We start from the raw sequence: 16,944 nt of genomic DNA on the forward strand, positions 1-16,944 counted from the left end.
CGCCACCTGATCCGCGCCGGCCACCTAATCGAAGGGCGACACTGGAAGTGGTCGCAGGACAACCGACAACACATCAACTTGGAAGCCTACGACGAATGGGTAGCAAAGAGCACCTCGAAGGGATCCACGCGCGGTCGGCGTCGCTCCGAATCGACTTCCGCTGGAACGACCGCCGCTACCGCGAACGCGTAGCTCTGCGGCCTACCGCAGCCAACATGCGCGCCGCTGCACGCATGCGCATTGAGATCCTTCAAGCAATTGAGCTAGGCGTTTTCACCTGGGACGACTTTGCCCGCTACTTCCCTGAGTCCCCAAACATCCCGAAGAATGAGGTAGCAGCTCAAGCAGTCACCTTCAACGAAATGGCTGACATGTGGCTGAAGCTCATCAGCCACAAGGCGCCAACGACACTGAGCGAATACGCGAACCTGCTGAACGCGCGCTGGCGCCCGTTATATGGCAATCGCCCGATGGCGGAGATTACCTACGAAGAATTCGCGATGGACGTCGCCGATTTCCCGCGCGTAGCCGCCAAGACGTTCAACAACGTGATGACGCCAGCCCGCCAGATTTGGGCCCTGGCGTTCAAGATGGGGAAAGTGCCGGAGAACATTACGCAGGAGATTGAGAGCCGAAAGGGCCAAGATCCCGAACCCGATCCTCTGCTCATGTCGGAGGTGCTCCAGGTTATCCAACACATTGAGAGACACTACGGCGAGAGCTGGCGGAACTACTTTGAAGTGGCGTTCTTCACGGGCGTTCGGCCGTCCGAGCAAATTGCTCTGCAATGGACACGCGTGGACCTATCCAGGGAGCAGATCCGCATCGACCAAGCGCGCGTAAGGCGTCACGACAAATCGACCAAGACATACAAGTCACGCGACGTGGATCTGCAGGGCCCAGCATTGGAAGCGCTCAGACGTCAGAAGCAATTGACGTACCAACCTCGAGGACATGTCTTCCTGAATCCTCTGAAAGGGGAGCCATTCGTCGACACGGCGGATGCGGTGCAAAAGGTGTGGCGCCCGACGCTATCCGCCTTGGGCATCCGGGATCGGGACGCCCGCCAAACCCGGCACACGTTTGCAACGCTTGGACTGCACGCTGGGATGAACCCGGGATATCTATCTCGGCAGATGGGCCACAAGAATGCGCAGATGTTCTTCCGCGTCTATTCCAAGTGGATTGATGGCGAATCCAACCAGCGAGAAAAGGCGAAGATGGCTGCCTTGTACGCCGAGCATGTGGAGCCGCCGGAACCTTAAACAAGGTGCAAAGAACTGGCACTAATTGGTGTGGTTTGGGCCCAAAACGGGCCCAAAAAAACACAAGTGCTTGATTTGATGGCGCGCCCGACAGGAATCGAACCTGTATCAAGAGCTTCGGAAACTCTCATTCTATCCATTGAACTACGGGCGCAGCGCAAGGGAGGCGGTATTGTACCCAAGTTTGAGCAGCGTGCATGAAATAGATCAAATCCCCGCGCAAACTGCTCGAAAACCCGGCCCGATCCATTGGACGGGCGTCCATGACACCGTTATATAATCCAGCGTTTGCTTGCTGGGCGATCCGCTGTTCGCCGCCCGAATGTGCAGTACTGATCTTTCTCTGTTGCCGCCACCAGGCGCCCCGGTACCCGTTTGCAGGATTTGGTCATGAGCAACCAGCAGGAACACATAGAAGAGCATTCCTCCCCCATCAAGACCCCCAAGCAACTGATCGTCACGGCCATACTGGCGTTCGTGGTGCCGATCGGGATCATCATCCTACTGGTGAACATGGTCGTCTCCGGCACCAAGGTCGGCGCCGGCTCGGACACCCTGACGCCTGAAGCCGTCACCAAGCGCATTGCCCCGGTCGCCGGCTTCGAGCTGGTCGACGCCAACGCGCCCAAGGTCTTCAAGACCGGAGAACAGGTCTTCGCCGCCGTCTGTACGGCCTGTCATACCGCCGGCGTGGCGGGCGCTCCCAAGATCGGCGACAACGCCGCCTGGGCGCCTTTCATCAAGGCCGGCTACGAGTCCCTGCTGAACGTCGCGCTGCATGGCAAGGGCGGCATGCCCGCCAAGGGCGGCAATCCCACGCTGAGCGACTACGAAGTGGCGCGCGCCGTGGTCTACATGGCCAACAAGTCCGGCGCCTCGCTGCCCGAACCGGCCGCGCCGGCCGAGGAAGGCGCGAAGAAGGAAGAAGCCGCTGCTCCGGCCGCTGCTGCTCCGGCCCCCGCCGCGCCGGCTCCTGCCGCGGCCGCCCCGGCCGTCGCGGCTCCCGCAGCCGCAGCGCCCGCCCCCGCCGCTGCTGCGCCCGCGCCGCAACAGGCCGCCGTCAACCCGGCCGGCGAAAAGCTCTACAAGAGCGTCTGCTTCGCCTGTCACGCCACCGGCGTGGCCAACGCGCCCAAGTTCGGCGACAAGGCCGCCTGGGAGCCCTACATCAAGACCGGCATGGACGCGATGGTGAAGATCGCCATGCAGGGCAAGCCGCCCATGCCGCCCAAGGGCGGCGCGGCCACCGCCACCGAAGAAGATATCCGCGCGGCCGTGCAATACATGGTGGACGCGGCCAAGTGATCCTCTGATCCGCCCCCTCGGCACGACAAAAAGCCCCTTGGAATACCAAGGGGCTTTTTCGTGGGCAGGCGCCGGAAGCCATCGGCGTCAATCGCGACAATGCCGACGTCCTTTCCCGCGCGGGCGCGGTGCAGGCGCCTCGTTGCATCGACCCGTGCTTGCGCGCGCGGGCCGATGCGCTGCCCATCAGGCCGCCGCCGGCTCCAGCAGCGACATGCCCAGTTGCACGCGGCGTTGCAGCCACAGGCTGGGACGATAGCGCTGGTCGCCGGTGACGCGCTCGATGTTCTTGAGCACTTCCAGGATGCGCGTCGCGCCCAGCGCGTCGCCCAGCGCCAGCGGACCCGTCGGATAGCCCAGGCCCAGCGTCACGGCGCGATCGATGTCCTCCGGCGTGGCGATCTGCTGCTGCGCGATGTCGCAGGCGATGTTGACGATGGTGGCCACGATGCGCTGCGCGACGAAGCCCGGCGAATCCTGGATCACGGTGACCGGCACGCCGTCGGCGGCCAGCGCGGCATGGGCCGCGTCGCGCCACTGCGGTTGCGTGGCCGGCGACAGCATCAGGCTGCGGCGCTTGGCGCCGTCCAGCGCGTACAGCGTGTCCAGGCCCACGCTGCGGGCCGGATCCAGGCCCTGCGCCGAGACGGCGGTGGACACGTCCTCGCCGTAAGGCGTGACGATGATGAGCGCGTCGGCCGCCGGCGTGGAGCCGGAGATCAGCGGTGCGCCCAGCTTTTCCAGCAGCGCGGTGGCGCGCGCATAGCCTTCGGGATGCTTGGGGCTGACCCAGATCTTCAGGTTCTGCGGCAGGGCCGGCGCGGGCGTTTCGGCCGGCACCTGCTTCTGGCCGTCGACATAGGTGTAGAAGCCTTCGCCGGCCTTGCGGCCGATCAGGCCGCCGGCCAGGCGCACGGCGGTGATGGGCGAGGGACGGAAGCGCGTCTCGTCGTAGAACTGGCGGTAGATGGATTCCATCACCGGATGCGACACGTCCAGCGCGGTCAGGTCCAGCAGCTCGAACGGGCCCATGCGGAAACCGGCCTGCTCGCGCATGATGGCGTCGACCTGGGCGAAGCTGGCCACGGCCTCCTGCGCCACGCGCAGGCCTTCGGTATTCATGCCGCGACCGGCATGGTTGACGATGAAGCCGGGCATGTCCTTGGCGCGCACCGGCGTGTGGCCCATGCGTCGGGCCAGCTCGGCCAGCGCGTCGCCGACTTCCGGCGCGCTGCGCAGGCCGTCGATCACTTCCACCACCTTCATCAGCGCCACCGGGTTGAAGAAGTGATAACCGGCCACGCGCTGCGGGCGCTTGCAGGCCGCAGCGATGGCGGTGATGGACAGCGAGGACGTGTTCGAAGCCAGGATGCAGTCCTCGGCCACCACGCCTTCCAGCGCCGCGAACAGGTCGCGCTTGACGTCCAGGCGCTCGACGATGGCCTCGACCACCAACTGGCAGTCCGCCATGTCGGACAGCGCGCCGGCCGCGACCACGCGCTCGAGCGCGGCCTGGGCGTCGGCGGCGCCGAGCTTGCCCTTCTGCGCCAGCTTGTCCCAGGTCTGGCGCAGCGCTTCGCGCGCCGACGCAACAGCTTCCGCGCTGGTGTCGTACAGGCGCACGCGCAACCCGGCCTGCGCCGCGATCTGCGCGATGCCGCGCCCCATGGCCCCGGCGCCCACGACGCCGATGGTTTGAATCTCCTTCATGAACGCTCTCCTGCCTCTATATGGACGATCTGGGTGATTGGATATGTGGATGGATTGCGGCGGGGACCATGACCGCCGCGCGCCGCGCCGGGCATGCAGGATGCCCGCGACGCGGCCGCGCGGGAATGTCAGGCCTGGCCCTGCGCCAGCGCCTGGATTTCATCGGCCGACAGGCCCAGCTTCTCGGACAGCACCTGCGCCGTGTGCTCGCCCAGCATGGGCGGGGCGCGGTGGTACTCGACAGGGCTGCCGGACAGCTTCAGCGGGCTGGCGGCCATGGGCACCTTGCCGGCGGCCGGATGCGGCAGCTCGCGCTTCATGCCGCGCGCCAGCACCTGCGGATCTTCGTAGACCTGGTCCAGCGTGTTGATCGGACCGGCCGGCACGCCCACGCCTTCCAGCGCGGCCAGCCAGTGGTCGCGCGCGCCCGTGGCCATGCGCTCGGCCAGCAGCGGCACCAGTTCCTCGCGGTTCTTCACGCGCTGCGGATTGGTCGAGAAGCGCGGATCGGCGGACAGCTCGGGCAGGCCGATGACGCCACAGTAATTGCGGAACTGGCTGTCGTTGCCCACGGCCACGATCAGGTGGCCATCGCTGGCGGCGAAGACCTGATAGGGCACCAGGTTCTGGTGCGCGTTGCCGGCGCGGCGCGGCGCCTTGCCAGAGGTCATGTAGTTCAGGTTCTGGTTGGCCAGCATGGCCACCTGGCAGTCCAGCAGCGCCATGTCCACGTGCTGGCCCAGGCCGCTCCTGCTGCGCTCGTGCAGCGCCGCCAGGATGCCGACGGTGGAATACATGCCGGTCATCAGGTCGGCCACCGCCACGCCCGCCTTCTGCGGACCGCCGCCGGGCAGGTCGTCGCGTTCGCCGGTGATGCTCATCAAGCCGCCCATGCCCTGGATCATGAAGTCATAGCCGGGGCGGCTGGCATAGGGGCCGGTCTGGCCGAAGCCGGTGATGGAGCAGTAGATCAGGCGCGGATTCAGTTCCTTCAGGCTGTCGTAGTCCAGCCCGTACTTGGCCAGGCCGCCGACCTTGAAGTTCTCGACCAGGATGTCGCTTTGCAGCGCCAGCTCGCGCACCAGCTCGGCGCCGCGCGGCGAGGCGATGTCCAGCGCCACCGACAGCTTGTTGCGGTTGGCCGACAGGTAGTAGGCCGCCTCGCTGGTGTCGTTGCCGGCCGCATCCTTCAGGTACGGAGGCCCCCAGGCGCGGGTGTCGTCGCCCGATCCCGGGCGTTCGATCTTGATGACTTCGGCGCCGAGGTCGGCCAGGTTCTGGGTACACCAGGGGCCGGCCAGCACGCGGGTCAGGTCCAGCACGCGGATGCCGGTGAGAGGGGCGGGACGTTGCGACATCTGATCTCTACGCTCATTCAAAAATGAAAACGTCCGGTCCGCGCTGCACTGCGGGCCGGGCGGGGATTCCGTCATGCCGGCGGCTGGCCGGCGCTCGCGCCGCGCCGCCTTGCGATTCGTCGTCGGGCTAGTGTGCTGTCCCGCAGATACGCCCGCACGAAATCCACCCCTAGCCGCCATGGCGTCGTTGCAAATCCTCGCGATACCTTCGGGTATCGCTGCGGTTTGCGCCTAGCCCTGACGTCTATGGATGAATTTCGTCATGCGAACGTACCTACGGCACAGCACACTGCTGGATATTAGCCTTTAGCCGGCATCGACGGGACGCGGCGGCCGGGACCTGTCGACGCGACGGACGCTGGCCGGACCGCCGGCGCATCCGCCCGCCGCCCCGCGCCAGGATCGCCGCAAGTTCAGGAATGGGCCTTGATGGTCTCGCGCGCGATCACCAGCTGCTGGATCTGCGAGGTGCCCTCGAAGATGCGGAACAGGCGCACGTCGCGGTAAAAGCGCTCGACCGCGTACTCGGACATATAGCCGGCGCCGCCGTGGATCTGCACCGCGCGGTCGGCCACGCGGCCCACCATCTCGGTGGCATAGAGCTTGCAGCAGGCCGCCTGCATGGTGGTGTTCTCGCCGCGGTCGCGCATGCGCGCCGCGTCCAGCACCATGCAGCGCGCCGCGTACAGCTCGGCCTGGCTGTCGGCGATCATGGCCTGGATCAGCTGGAATTCCGCGATGGGCTGGCCGAACTGCTTGCGGTCGATGGCGTACTTCACCGCGTCACGCAACAGACGGTCGGCAATGCCCACGCACAGCGCGGAGATGTGCAGCCGGCCCTTGTCCAGCACCCGCATGGAGGTGCGGAAACCGTTGCCTTCCTCGCCGCCCAGCAGCGCGCTGGCGGGCACGCGGCAGTTGTCGAACACCACGTCGCTGGTCAGCGCGCCGGACTGACCCATTTTCTTGTCGGGCCGGCCGATGGACAGGCCGGGCGTGCCCGCCTCGACCAGGAAGCAGGAGATCGACGCGGCGCGGCGCTCGGGCGCGGTGCGCGCCATGACCGAGAACAGGCCGGCGATGGGCGCGTTGGTGATGTAGCGCTTGGTGCCGTTGAGCACGTAGTGGTCGCCATCGCGCTCGGCCGAGACGCGCAGCGCCATGGCGTCGGAGCCGGCGTCCGGCTCGGTCAGCGCGAAGGAGCCGATCAGCTCGCCGCTGGCCAGCCTGGGCAGGTAGCGCGCGCGCTGCTCGTCGGTGCCGGCCAGCACGATGGCCTGCGAGCCGATGCCGATGTTGGTGCCGGCCAGCGAGCGGAAGGCGGGCGAGGTCTGGCCCAGCTCGAACACGACCCGCACCTCTTCTTCCATGTTCAGGCCCAGGCCGCCATGCTCGGGCGCGATCGACAGGCCGAACAGGCCCAGCTCGCGCATTTCACGCACGATGTCCGGCGGCACCTGGCCGCTGGCGGCCAGTTCGTCCTCGGCGGGGATCAGGCGTTCGTGCACGAAACGGCGCACGGCGTCCAGCAACAGGGTCAGGGTTTCGGTGTCCAGGGCCATGATCAGGGTCTCTTCCAGGGGTCCGGGTGGGCGGCGGCGCTCAGGCGCGCATGCCGCCGACCAGTAATTCGTAATAGCCGGCGGCGATGGTTTCGGCGTCATCGCCCATGCCGGGTTTGTACCAGCGCACCATCCAGTTCAGCATGGACAGCACCGCGCGGCCGGTGGCCGCCACGTCCAGCGGCCGGAACACGCCCTCGGCCACGCCTTGCGCGATCACTGCGCGCAGGCGCTTCTCGTAGCCGTCGCGCAGGCGCGCGGCGTCCTCGCGCTCGGGCAGCGCCATGCCGGAATAGCCGATCAGCATGGTGACGAATTCGGCGTGGTGCCGTTCGAAATAGCGCGCATGGCCCAGCATGAAGGCGCGCAGCCGCTCGGCCGGGCTCGCCGCCTGGTCCAACGCCTGGCCGACATGCCGCGTCAGGCCTTCCAGCACCGCCAGGATGATGGCGTCGTAGATGTCCTGCTTAGTGGTGAAGTAGTGATAGATGGCGGCCTTGGACACGCCCAGCGCCGCCGCGAGGTCGGCCACCGAACTGCCGTCGTAGCCGCTATGCGCGAACAGCTTGGCGGCTTCTTCCAGGATGCGTTCGCGTGGCGCCGCCAGCGTGGGCGGCCGGCCCGCGCGGGCGCGCTTCTGGGCGGGGGGAGCGGTATGCGCCATGACAGGGCCTGTTGGGACTGCGATTGGACAGAAGTTGCGGCTGGGACTGCGGCCGGGATCGCGCTTGCGATCCGCGCTGAAATCGGGGCGGCGCCCGCCCATCAGGACGCGAGCGAACCTCGATTGACAGCGGCTCGGCGCATGCCGTTAAATAAGGATTAATTAATTACCGGACGGTCGGTAGGTAATTATAGGCACAGCCTGCGGCAGGGCTCAAGCGGTTTGTTCCACGGCCCCGCGCGCTCCCCATCCTGACCCATGAACGCACGCGTAGACACCATGCCCCATCCTCTCGTGACTGATTTGTATGGCCAGATGTCCCTGCCGGTCATCAGCGCCCCGATGTTCATCGTGTCCAATCCCAAACTGGTGCTGGCGCAATGCACCAGCGGCGTGATCGGCTCCTTTCCGGCGCTGAACGCGCGCCCCCAAAGCCTTCTGAACGACTGGCTGGACGAAATCCAGGCCGGGCTGGCCTCGTACCGCGAGGCCCATCCGGGCGCCAAGGTCGCGCCCTACGCGGTCAATCAGATCATCCACCAGTCCAACGACCGCCTGGAACAGGACCTGGCCGTCTGCGCCAGCCACCGCGTGCCACTGATCATCACCAGCCTGCGCGCACCGGGCGACCTGGTGAAGGGCATCCACGACTGGGGCGGCAAGGTCTTCCATGACGTCACCACGCTGCGTCACGCCGAAAAGGCGCTGGAAGCCGGCGTGGACGGCCTGATCCTGGTCTGCGCGGGCGCGGGCGGCCACGCCGGCACGCTCAGCCCCTTCGCGCTGCTGTCCGAGGTGCGCCGCTTCTATGATGGCCCGCTGATCCTGTCCGGCGCCATCACCACCGGCGAACACGTGCTGGCGGCGCAGGCCATGGGCGCGGACTTCGCCTACATGGGCACGCGCTTCATCGCCAGCGAGGAAGCCAACGCCAGTGAGGGCTACAAATCCGCCATCGTCGATGCCAGCGCCTCGGACGTGCTGTACACGCCGTTCTTCACCGGCATCCCCGGCAACTATCTGAAAGCCAGCGTCGTCGCCGCCGGCCTGGATCCGGCCAACCTGCCGGCGCCCGACAGCGGCGCGTCCAACTTCGGCAGCGGCCGCGCCAAGCCCTGGAAGGACATCTGGGGCGCGGGCCAGGGCGTGGGCGGCATCGACAGCGTGCTGCCCACCCGCGAGATCGTCGCCAGATTGCGGGCGGAGTATGCCCAGGCCCGCGCCCGCCTGGCCGGCGCGGACTTCGCGTAAGCACGGCGCCACGCAACGCCCCCGACCCGGAGAACGCCGCCATGAGCGCAGGCCTGAACATCGACCGCGACGGCGCGGTCCTCACCCTGACCATCAACAGGCCCGAGCGCCGCAACGCGCTCGACAACGCCACCTACGCGGCGCTGACCGAGCAGCTGGCGCGGGCGTCGGCCGACGCGTCCGTGTCGGCGGTCATCCTGACCGGCGCCGGCGAGCACTTCACCGCCGGCAACGACCTGCGCGATTTCCAGGCCGAGCGCGGCGCGGGCGACAGCGCCGCGATGAGCTTCCTGCGCGCGCTGACGACGACCGATGTCCCGGTCATCGCGGCCGTCGAGGGCTATGCCGTCGGCATCGGCGTCACGCTGTTGCAGCACTGCGATTTCGTGCACATCGGCGAAGGCGCCACGCTGCGCCTGCCCTTCGTGGCGCTGGGCCTGTGCCCGGAAGGCGCGTCCAGCCTGCTGCTGCCCAGGCTGGCCGGCGCCCGCCGCGCCGCCGAATGGCTGCTGCAGGGCAAGGCCTTCGGCGCCCGCCAGGCGCTGGAAGCCGGGCTGGCCACCACGGTCACGCCCGCCGGCCAGGCGCTGGCGGCGGCCCGGGCCACGGCGGCCGATCTGGCGGCCCAGCCGCCGGCCGCGCTGCGGCTGACCAAGGCCATGCTCAGGCGCCCGGACCACGAGGCCATCCAGGCCACGCTGGACTATGAAGCCGAGCAGTTCCGCGCGCGGCTCGCCACCGAGGAGGCCCAGGCGGCGTTCGCACGGTTCTTCAAGAAGTAGGTGGACGGCGCCAACGCCGGGCTCAAAACGGCGAGTCAGGCCGGAAGTTCGGCGCGCGGCGCTCGCGCAGCGACTGGATTCCTTCGCGCACGTCCGGGCCGGCAAAGCCCATGAACTCCAGTGCCAGCGAGGTATCGAAGCTGGGGCCGGCCATGCGCAGCCAGTTGTTCAGCGAATACTTGGTCCAGCGGATCGCGGTCTGCGAGCCGGCGGCCAGCTTATTGGCCACTTCGAAAGCCTTGGCGATCAGCTCGGCCTCGTCCACGCACAGCGACACCAGGCCGATGCGCTCGGCTTCCTCGCCGGACACGGTCTCGCACAGCATCAGGTAGTACTTGGCCTTGGCCATGCCGCACAGCAGCGGCCAGACAATGGCCGCGTGGTCGCCGGCCGCCACGCCCAAGCGGGTATGGCCGTCGATGATGCGTGCGTTGCGCGCGGCGATGGAGATGTCGGCCAGCAGCCCGGCCACCAGGCCGGCGCCCACCGCCGCGCCGTGCATGGCGGACACGATGGGCTTGTTGCAGTTGATGATGTTGTAGACCAGGTCGCGGGCCTCGCGCCAGACGCGGGCGCGCACGTCGAAATCGTCGGCCATCTGCTGCACCAGCCCCAGGTCGCCGCCGCCGGAAAAGCCCTTGCCCTCGCCGCGAATCACCACCACGCGCGTATCCGGATCGGTATCGATATCGCGCCAGATGTCGGCCAGCTCGCGGTGCATGCGGTCGTCAGCGGTGGACAGCTTGCCGGGCAGGCCGTCCTTGGCGCCCATGATCAGCTCCAGTACGCCCCCGGGATGCCGGCGCAGCTTCAGGGACTCGTAGGCGGCGTAATGTTCCAGCGTGATGTCGGTCATTGTCTTCTCCGGTGACGCCGGCGGGACGCCGGCGCGTTTTGGGGCACTATAGTGGATGGCGCGAGCCGTCCCGCTCCCGCCCGCCCTGGAAGCCCAGCCCATGAACACGCCCGTCCCGCCCGCCGGCGCCCCCGTCCGCCGCGATGACCTGCCCGCCCTGTTCGCGCCGCGCGAGCAGGACAGCCACAAAGGCAGCTTCGGCACCGTCGGCGTGGTCGGCGGCGGCCCGGGCATGACAGGCGCCGCGCTGCTGGCGGCGCGGGCCGCGCTCAAGACCGGCGCCGGCAAGGTGCTGGTCGGCTTCGCCGAGAGTGCTTCGCCCCTGCCCTGCGACCCGTTGCAACCCGAACTGATGCTGCGCGACGCCCGCTCGCTGCTGGACGGCAACTGGAACGTGACGACCTGGGTGGCGGGCTGCGGCATCGGCGACTCGCCGCTGGCCGCCGATCTGCTGGCGCGCCTGTTTGCCCGGCGCGGCCAGGCCCCGCTGGTGCTGGACGCCGATGGCCTGAACCTGCTGGCGCGCGGCCAGGTCGAGCCGCATTGGGGCGATGGCCCGGTCGTGCTGACGCCACATCCGGCCGAAGCGGCCCGGCTGCTCGGCCGAACGACCGCCCAGGTACAGGCCGACCGGCCCGCCGCCGCCCAGCAGCTGGCTGGCCGCTACGACGCCTGGATCGTGCTCAAGGGGGCCGGCACCATCGTCTGCGCCCCCGATGGCGGCTGGCGACGCAACACCAGCGGCAATCCCGGCCTGGCGACCGCCGGAACCGGGGACGTATTGGCGGGCATGCTGGGATCGCTGATCGCCCAAGGCCTGCCGCTGGAGCAGGCCGTCGCGGGCGCGGTCTGGCTGCACGGCGCGGCGGCGGACGCCCTGGTCATGAACGGCATCGGCCCCATCGGCCTGACGGCGGGCGAACTGGCCGACGCCGCCCGTACCTTGCGCAACCGGGGCTAGGCTCCCCTAAGGGTTGCCCCCGCCACGGGGAAAAGCCCCATCGGCGGGCTAAGTCCCTGGCACAAAAACATTTTTACAACATTCACAGGGTTGGCTCCGTCGCGCCCGTTGCTTTTGCCCTAGGGTTATCCCTATAATGGTTTACCCCAAGACGAAACGGACTGGACTGGAGAACACCATGAGCGAACTGACCCTGAACCACACTGCCCGCCTGACCGACGCGCTGGAGCGCGACCTGCTCCGCGGCGCCCTCGAAAACCAACCCAACGCCCACCCGCTGCTGAGCCTGAAGAAGGCCAGCAAGGCTGTGGTCGCTGGCATCGCCGCCGTGTTCGCCTTCATCGACGAAGTCAACGAATCGATGAACCGCGCCCGCGCCGCCAGCTCGCGCTTCTCCGGTTCCCAGTGGTAAGAACCGCCGGGTCGGCCTGAACCGCGACAGATCTCCCGCGGTTGATGCCGGCACGCGGTGGCCGGAACGCCCGCTGCCCGCGCAGCGCCCGTTCCGGCCCCAGGGCGCCCTGCCCCTCACCGGGCGCCTGAGCGCCGGGGCAGCCTCAAGAGAGGCTGCCCCGGCGTTTTTCATTTCCTCGGCATTTCCTCTGCCCAGACCGGCGCGATCGCGCGGTCCATTCCCGTTTTTCCCTGCCATCTCGGCGTTTTCCCTAGCGCCGCAGCCTGTCCCCGCGCATTGACAGCGCGCGAAGCCCCTACCGATAATCGGCCCCTTGCCGTCGTGCCTGGCGCCAAAGACCCTCCGTAAGCCCCGGCAGGCCCGCTAGGTCACTCCCTCAAGCACGATCCGGTTCGTTTTCCATCCGGAGTTGTCACCATGAAGTTGCGTACCACGTTAGCCCTCGCGGCCGCCGCCATTCCGCTGGCCGCCGTCCAGGCCCAGACGCTGAAGATCGGCCTGTCGGCCGAACCCACCTCGGCGGACCCCCACTATCACAAGATGACCCAGAACGACGCGTTCTCGGCGCACGTCTACAGCTCGCTGGTCGGCCGCAGCGCCGACATGAAGCTGGTGCCGGCCCTGGCCACCTCGTGGAAGAACCTGGACGACCTGACCTGGGAATTCAAGCTGCGCGACGACGTCAAGTTCTCGAACGGCAAGCCCTTCACGTCCGAGGACGTGCTGTTCACCATCTGCCGCACGCTGAACAACGAGACCAACGTGTCGCAGTCCTACATGGACACGACCAAGCTGATCACCGACGTGCAGACGCCCGACGCGCACACGGTCATCATCAAGACCGGCGCGCCCTTCCCGCTGATGCCCGCCGAAATGGCCCGCTCGCTGCCCATCATCTGGAACGGCATCGTCGAGCACGGCAAGCTGACCTTCGACCCGAAGAAGGGCTGCGGCGTGACCGGCGCCTGGCCCACCGTGGCCGACTTCAACAACGGCAAGGACGCCATCGGCACCGGCCCCTACACGCTGAAGTCCTACGTCAAGGGCACCGGCATCGAGCTGGTCCGCAACGAGAACTACTGGGGTCCCAAGCCCTACTGGAAGGAAGTGAAGTTCGTGCCGGTGCCCGCCGCCGGTCCGCGCCTGACCGGCCTCTTGTCGGGCGACTTCGACATGATCGAGAACCCGGCCGCGCGCGACCTGCAGCGCCTGAAGGACAACCCCAAGTTCGGCTTCGTGGCCACGCCCTCGACCCGCCTGATATTCTTCCAGCCCGACGTCGGCCGCGCCCAGAGCCCCTTCGTGAAGGCCGCCGACGGCAAGAACCCGCTGCAGGACCTGCGCGTGCGCAAGGCTATCTCCATGGCCATCGACCGCAAGACCATCACCGCCCGCATCATGGACGGCATGGCCACGCCCGCCTACCAGTTCATGCCCGACGGCATGTTCGGCGCCCTGCCCAAGGCCGAGGAAATCAAGTACGACCCCGAAGGCGCCAAGAAGCTGCTGGCCGAGGCCGGCTACCCGAACGGCTTCGAACTGACCATCTCGTCCACCAACGACCGCTACGTCAACGACGGCCAGGTCGCCCAGGCCGTGGCCCAGTACCTGTCGCGCATCGGCATCAAGACCACGGTTGACGCGATGACCGCCTCGATCTATTTCCCCAAGCGCGCCAAGCGCGAATTCAGCTTCCCGATGGGCGGCTGGCCGGCGGAAACGGGCGAGGCTTCGGCGCTGTTCCAGCTGTGGGTGGCCTCGCTGGATTCGCCCAACAGCCTGGGCACCAGCAACTACGGCGGCTTCTCCAACGCCGATTTCGACAAGGTCTACAAGCAGGCCATCGTGACGGTGGACGCACCCAAGCGCGAAGCGCTGCTGCAGCAGTCCACCAAGATCGCGCTGGACAACGTGCCGCTGATCCCGCTGCACTTCGAAAGCAGCATCTGGGCATTCCGCAAGGGCATCAGCTACGAAGGCCGCCGCGACCAGTTCACGCTGGCCACCTCGGTCAAGCCTGACGCGAAGTAATTCGCGCTGGCAGACAAATGCGCCCCGAGGGGCGCATTTTTCATCTTGGGCCGCCCCAAGATGAAAAACGCCCCCCTCGGGGGGCAGCAAGCGCACGTAGTGCGCGCGGCGTGGGGGGGTCTTTTTCATCGCCGGGCCGCCCCAAGATGAAAAACACCCCCCTCGGGGGGGCAGCAAGCGCACGCAGTGCGCGCGGCGTGGGGGGTCTTTTTCATTTCGCGGCGCCCTGCGCCCTGGCCTTCGGCCGGTCCGCCAGCAGCTCATCCAGCTGGCGGCACAGCAACGCGATGAACGCCTCGGTCTTGGGCGGCAGCAAGCGCCCCTGCATCACTTGGATCTGCAAGCTGCGCGATTGCAGTTCGGCATTGGAGATCGGCACCGCGACCAGTTGATCGCGGTCCAGGCTGTGCGTCACCGAGATATAGGCGCCCAGCATGATGGCGTCGGAGCCATACACGAAGCCGTGCAGCGGCGAAGGATCGTTGCAGCTCAGCGCGGGCTCTATCTGCACCGACTCCAGCGCGCAGCCCAGTTCGAACAGGCGCCGCGTGGTCGTGCCGGGTTCGGTCAATGCCATCGGGTAGGCGCCCAGATCCTGCAGGCTCACGCTGGCGCGGCCCGCCAGCGGATGGTCGGCCGCCATCACCGCATGGACCGGCGCGCGGCGTGAGTAGCGCACGCTCAGGCCCCCGGCGCGCTCCATATTGAAGGCCATGCCCAGCTCGGCCTGGCCCTCGGCCACGCGCCGCAGCACTTCCCTGGGCGTATCCACGTGCAGGTCGAAACGCATGTCCGGCCAGTCCTGGCGAAAGCGCGCCATGGCCGCCGGCAGGAACGTGCGCGCCACGCCCGCGACGGACGCCACGCGGATCTCGTCGCGCGCCGCGCCCTTGAGCGCGGCGATCTCCTGCAGCACCGATTCGGATTCCAGCATGGTGCGCCGCGCATGCGTCAGCAGCAGCCGGCCGGCGTCGCTGAGCACCATGCCGCGCGCGGCGCGCTCGAACAGCGGCGCGCCGGCCTGCTCTTCCAGCTTGGCGATCTGCCGGCTGATGGCCGACACCGCCACGTGCAGGCGCTCGGACGCGCCGCTCAGGCTGCCCGCCTGGGCCACCTCCACAAAGTACCTCAACGCGATACCGTGCATGTTCCCCCGCAGGTGGATTGAGCGTCAGGGCAAACCTTGCCTTTTTTGCAAAGCTACCGATAAATATTCTAATTGTAGAGAAAGCTACCCGGATCCTAGAATTCGGCGATACATCCAAGCGGGCGCGCCCAGCGACGCGCCGGGCACATAGGGGACAACCGTGTCAGCAGCAGTTTCCAGCGCCAGCCGCTCGACCGCGATCGCGCGCGCGCTCGCGTATGCCGATAGCGGCGCCTTGCGCCGCGACCTGGCGGGCCTGGTCGCCCGCCGCAGCGTCAGCCAGGCGCCCGAACAGCGGCCCGAACTCTACGACTACCTGCGCGCCGCTGTCGCGCCCCGGCTGGAAGGCCTGGGATTTTCCTGTCGCATCGAAGACAACCCGGTACAAGATGGCCCGCCCTTCCTGCTGGCCGAGCGCATCGAGGCCGCCAACCTGCCCACCGTGCTGCTCTACGCCCACGGCGACGTGGTGCGCGGCTACGACGAGCAATGGCGCGACGGCCTGTCACCCTGGACCCTGGTCGAGGAAGGCGAGCGCTGGTACGGGCGCGGCACGGCCGACAACAAGGGCCAGTACTGCATCAACGTGGCCGCGCTGGAACAGGTGTTGGCCGAGCGCGGCGGGCGCCTGGGCTTCAACGCCCGCATGCTGGTCGAATGCGGCGAGGAAGTCGGCTCGCCCGGCCTGCACGCGGCCTGCGGCCAGTGGCGCGACGCCTTGAAGGCCGACGTCTTCATCGCATCGGACGGCCCGCGCCTGGCGGCGGACCTGCCCACGCTGTTCCTAGGTTCGCGCGGCACGCTGCTGTTCGACCTGGAAGTCAATCTGCGCAGCCACGCGCATCACTCGGGCAACTGGGGCGGCGTGCTGCCCAACCCCGGGCTGATCCTGGCGCACGCGCTGGCCAGCCTGGTCGACGCGCGCGGCCGCCTGCAAGTCGACGGCCTGCGCCCGCCACCCATCCCCGCCGCCGTGCGCCGCGCGCTGTCCACCATCGAGGTCGGCCGCGACGACGACGCGCCCGAAACGGATCCGGACTGGGGCGAGCCGGGTCTGAGCCTGGCCGAACGGCTGTTCGGCTGGAACACGCTGGAAGTGCTGGCCTACAAGACCGGCAATCCCGACAATCCCGTGGGCGCCATACCCGGACGCGCGGCCGCCACCTGCAACCTGCGCTTCGTGGTCGGCACCGACTGGCGCGCCGCCAGCGACATCCTGCGCGCCCATCTGGACGCACACGGCTTTGGCCAGGTGCAGGTCAAGGTCCGCCGCGGCACCCCCGCCACCAGGCTGGACCCGGACGATGCCTGGGCCCGCTGGGCCGCGGCATCGCTGGCCGCGACCACCGGCGCCGCACCCGCCATCCTGCCCAACCTGGGCGGCACCGTGCCCAACGACGCGTTCTCGGACGTGCTGGGACTGCCCACGATCTGGGTGCCGCATTCCTACCCCGCCTGCTGCCAGCACGGCCCGGACGAACATCTGTTGGCCCCGGTCGCCCGTCAGGCCATGGCCATCATGGCCGGCCTGTTCTGGGACCTGGGCGAGCAGGGCCCGGCCGTTATGGCAGAACGCCAGGCGGCCACGGCCGGCTGACTGCCGCGCAGGCCGCTTTCTTCCCTATACAATCCCCCCG

At 68.0% G+C, this 16,944-nt stretch carries 14 protein-coding genes and 1 tRNA gene; 8 read left to right on the forward strand and 7 right to left on the reverse strand.

All coding sequences use genetic code 11. The annotated features are described in order from the left end of the window. Positions 1-95 precede the first annotated feature (95 nt). Positions 96-1,265, forward strand: a complete 1,170-nt coding sequence (locus ACEU5R_RS10965; protein WP_392410167.1) for a tyrosine-type recombinase/integrase — start codon at positions 96-98, stop codon at positions 1,263-1,265. Between the two features lie 79 nt (positions 1,266-1,344). Here the strand turns inward: ACEU5R_RS10965 and ACEU5R_RS10970 are convergent. Next, positions 1,345-1,419: transfer RNA gene (locus tag ACEU5R_RS10970), tRNA-Arg, on the reverse strand. Between the two features lie 236 nt (positions 1,420-1,655). Between ACEU5R_RS10970 and ACEU5R_RS10975 the strand changes: the two genes are divergently transcribed. Next, positions 1,656-2,570 (forward strand): cytochrome c5 family protein, encoded by a 915-nt coding sequence (locus tag ACEU5R_RS10975; protein WP_103272188.1) that lies wholly within the window; start codon positions 1,656-1,658, stop codon positions 2,568-2,570. A gap of 186 nt (positions 2,571-2,756) precedes the next feature. Here the strand turns inward: ACEU5R_RS10975 and ACEU5R_RS10980 are convergent, their stop codons facing one another. The 4 genes from ACEU5R_RS10980 to ACEU5R_RS10995 all read right to left on the reverse strand — a co-directional run bounded on the left by ACEU5R_RS10980 (position 2,757) and on the right by ACEU5R_RS10995 (position 7,864). After that, a complete protein-coding gene (locus ACEU5R_RS10980) occupies positions 2,757-4,280 on the reverse strand; it encodes a 3-hydroxyacyl-CoA dehydrogenase (protein WP_103272187.1) in 1,524 nt (507 codons plus the stop codon). Positions 4,281-4,408: 128 nt separating this feature from the next. Next, positions 4,409-5,638, reverse strand: a complete 1,230-nt coding sequence (locus ACEU5R_RS10985) for a CaiB/BaiF CoA transferase family protein (protein WP_392410168.1) — start codon at positions 5,636-5,638, stop codon at positions 4,409-4,411. A 413-nt stretch (positions 5,639-6,051) separates the two neighbouring features. Then, positions 6,052-7,200: an acyl-CoA dehydrogenase family protein gene (locus ACEU5R_RS10990; protein ID WP_103272185.1), complete on the reverse strand. Its 1,149-nt coding sequence runs from the start codon at positions 7,198-7,200 to the stop codon at positions 6,052-6,054. Positions 7,201-7,240: 40 nt separating this feature from the next. Continuing rightward, positions 7,241-7,864, reverse strand: coding sequence for a TetR/AcrR family transcriptional regulator (locus ACEU5R_RS10995; protein WP_103272184.1), 624 nt, complete (start codon positions 7,862-7,864; stop codon positions 7,241-7,243). Between the two features lie 258 nt (positions 7,865-8,122). Between ACEU5R_RS10995 and ACEU5R_RS11000 the strand changes: the two genes are divergently transcribed. Continuing rightward, the gene (locus ACEU5R_RS11000) at positions 8,123-9,115 is read left to right on the forward strand and encodes an NAD(P)H-dependent flavin oxidoreductase (protein ID WP_392410169.1); all 993 of its coding nucleotides are present in this window, start codon (positions 8,123-8,125) and stop codon (positions 9,113-9,115) included. 41 nt (positions 9,116-9,156) lie between these two features. Next, the gene (locus tag ACEU5R_RS11005) at positions 9,157-9,897 is read left to right on the forward strand and encodes an enoyl-CoA hydratase-related protein (protein ID WP_392410170.1); all 741 of its coding nucleotides are present in this window, start codon (positions 9,157-9,159) and stop codon (positions 9,895-9,897) included. 22 nt (positions 9,898-9,919) lie between these two features. Here the strand turns inward: ACEU5R_RS11005 and ACEU5R_RS11010 are convergent, their stop codons facing one another. After that, the gene (locus tag ACEU5R_RS11010) at positions 9,920-10,753 is read right to left on the reverse strand and encodes an enoyl-CoA hydratase/isomerase family protein (protein ID WP_212318031.1); all 834 of its coding nucleotides are present in this window, start codon (positions 10,751-10,753) and stop codon (positions 9,920-9,922) included. 100 nt (positions 10,754-10,853) lie between these two features. On the opposite strand from ACEU5R_RS11010, the gene ACEU5R_RS11015 reads away from it, so the two are divergent. From ACEU5R_RS11015 to ACEU5R_RS11025, 3 genes are all read left to right on the forward strand, one after another. After that, positions 10,854-11,714, forward strand: a complete 861-nt coding sequence (locus ACEU5R_RS11015) for an NAD(P)H-hydrate dehydratase (RefSeq protein WP_392410172.1) — start codon at positions 10,854-10,856, stop codon at positions 11,712-11,714. A 178-nt stretch (positions 11,715-11,892) separates the two neighbouring features. Continuing rightward, a complete protein-coding gene (locus ACEU5R_RS11020; protein ID WP_103272179.1) occupies positions 11,893-12,126 on the forward strand; it encodes a hypothetical protein in 234 nt (77 codons plus the stop codon). Positions 12,127-12,546: 420 nt separating this feature from the next. Then, positions 12,547-14,160: an ABC transporter substrate-binding protein gene (locus ACEU5R_RS11025; RefSeq protein ID WP_103272178.1), complete on the forward strand. Its 1,614-nt coding sequence runs from the start codon at positions 12,547-12,549 to the stop codon at positions 14,158-14,160. A gap of 211 nt (positions 14,161-14,371) precedes the next feature. Here the strand turns inward: ACEU5R_RS11025 and ACEU5R_RS11030 are convergent, their stop codons facing one another. After that, positions 14,372-15,307, reverse strand: coding sequence for a LysR family transcriptional regulator (locus tag ACEU5R_RS11030; protein WP_392410173.1), 936 nt, complete (start codon positions 15,305-15,307; stop codon positions 14,372-14,374). A gap of 160 nt (positions 15,308-15,467) precedes the next feature. Between ACEU5R_RS11030 and ACEU5R_RS11035 the strand changes: the two genes are divergently transcribed. After that, positions 15,468-16,904, forward strand: a complete 1,437-nt coding sequence (locus ACEU5R_RS11035; RefSeq protein ID WP_392410174.1) for a M20 family metallopeptidase — start codon at positions 15,468-15,470, stop codon at positions 16,902-16,904. Positions 16,905-16,944: the final 40 nt, after the last annotated feature.

Origin of the sequence: Achromobacter sp. 413638, assembly GCF_043119405.1 — a bacterium.
Classification (GTDB): Bacteria; Pseudomonadota; Gammaproteobacteria; order Burkholderiales; family Burkholderiaceae_B; genus Achromobacter.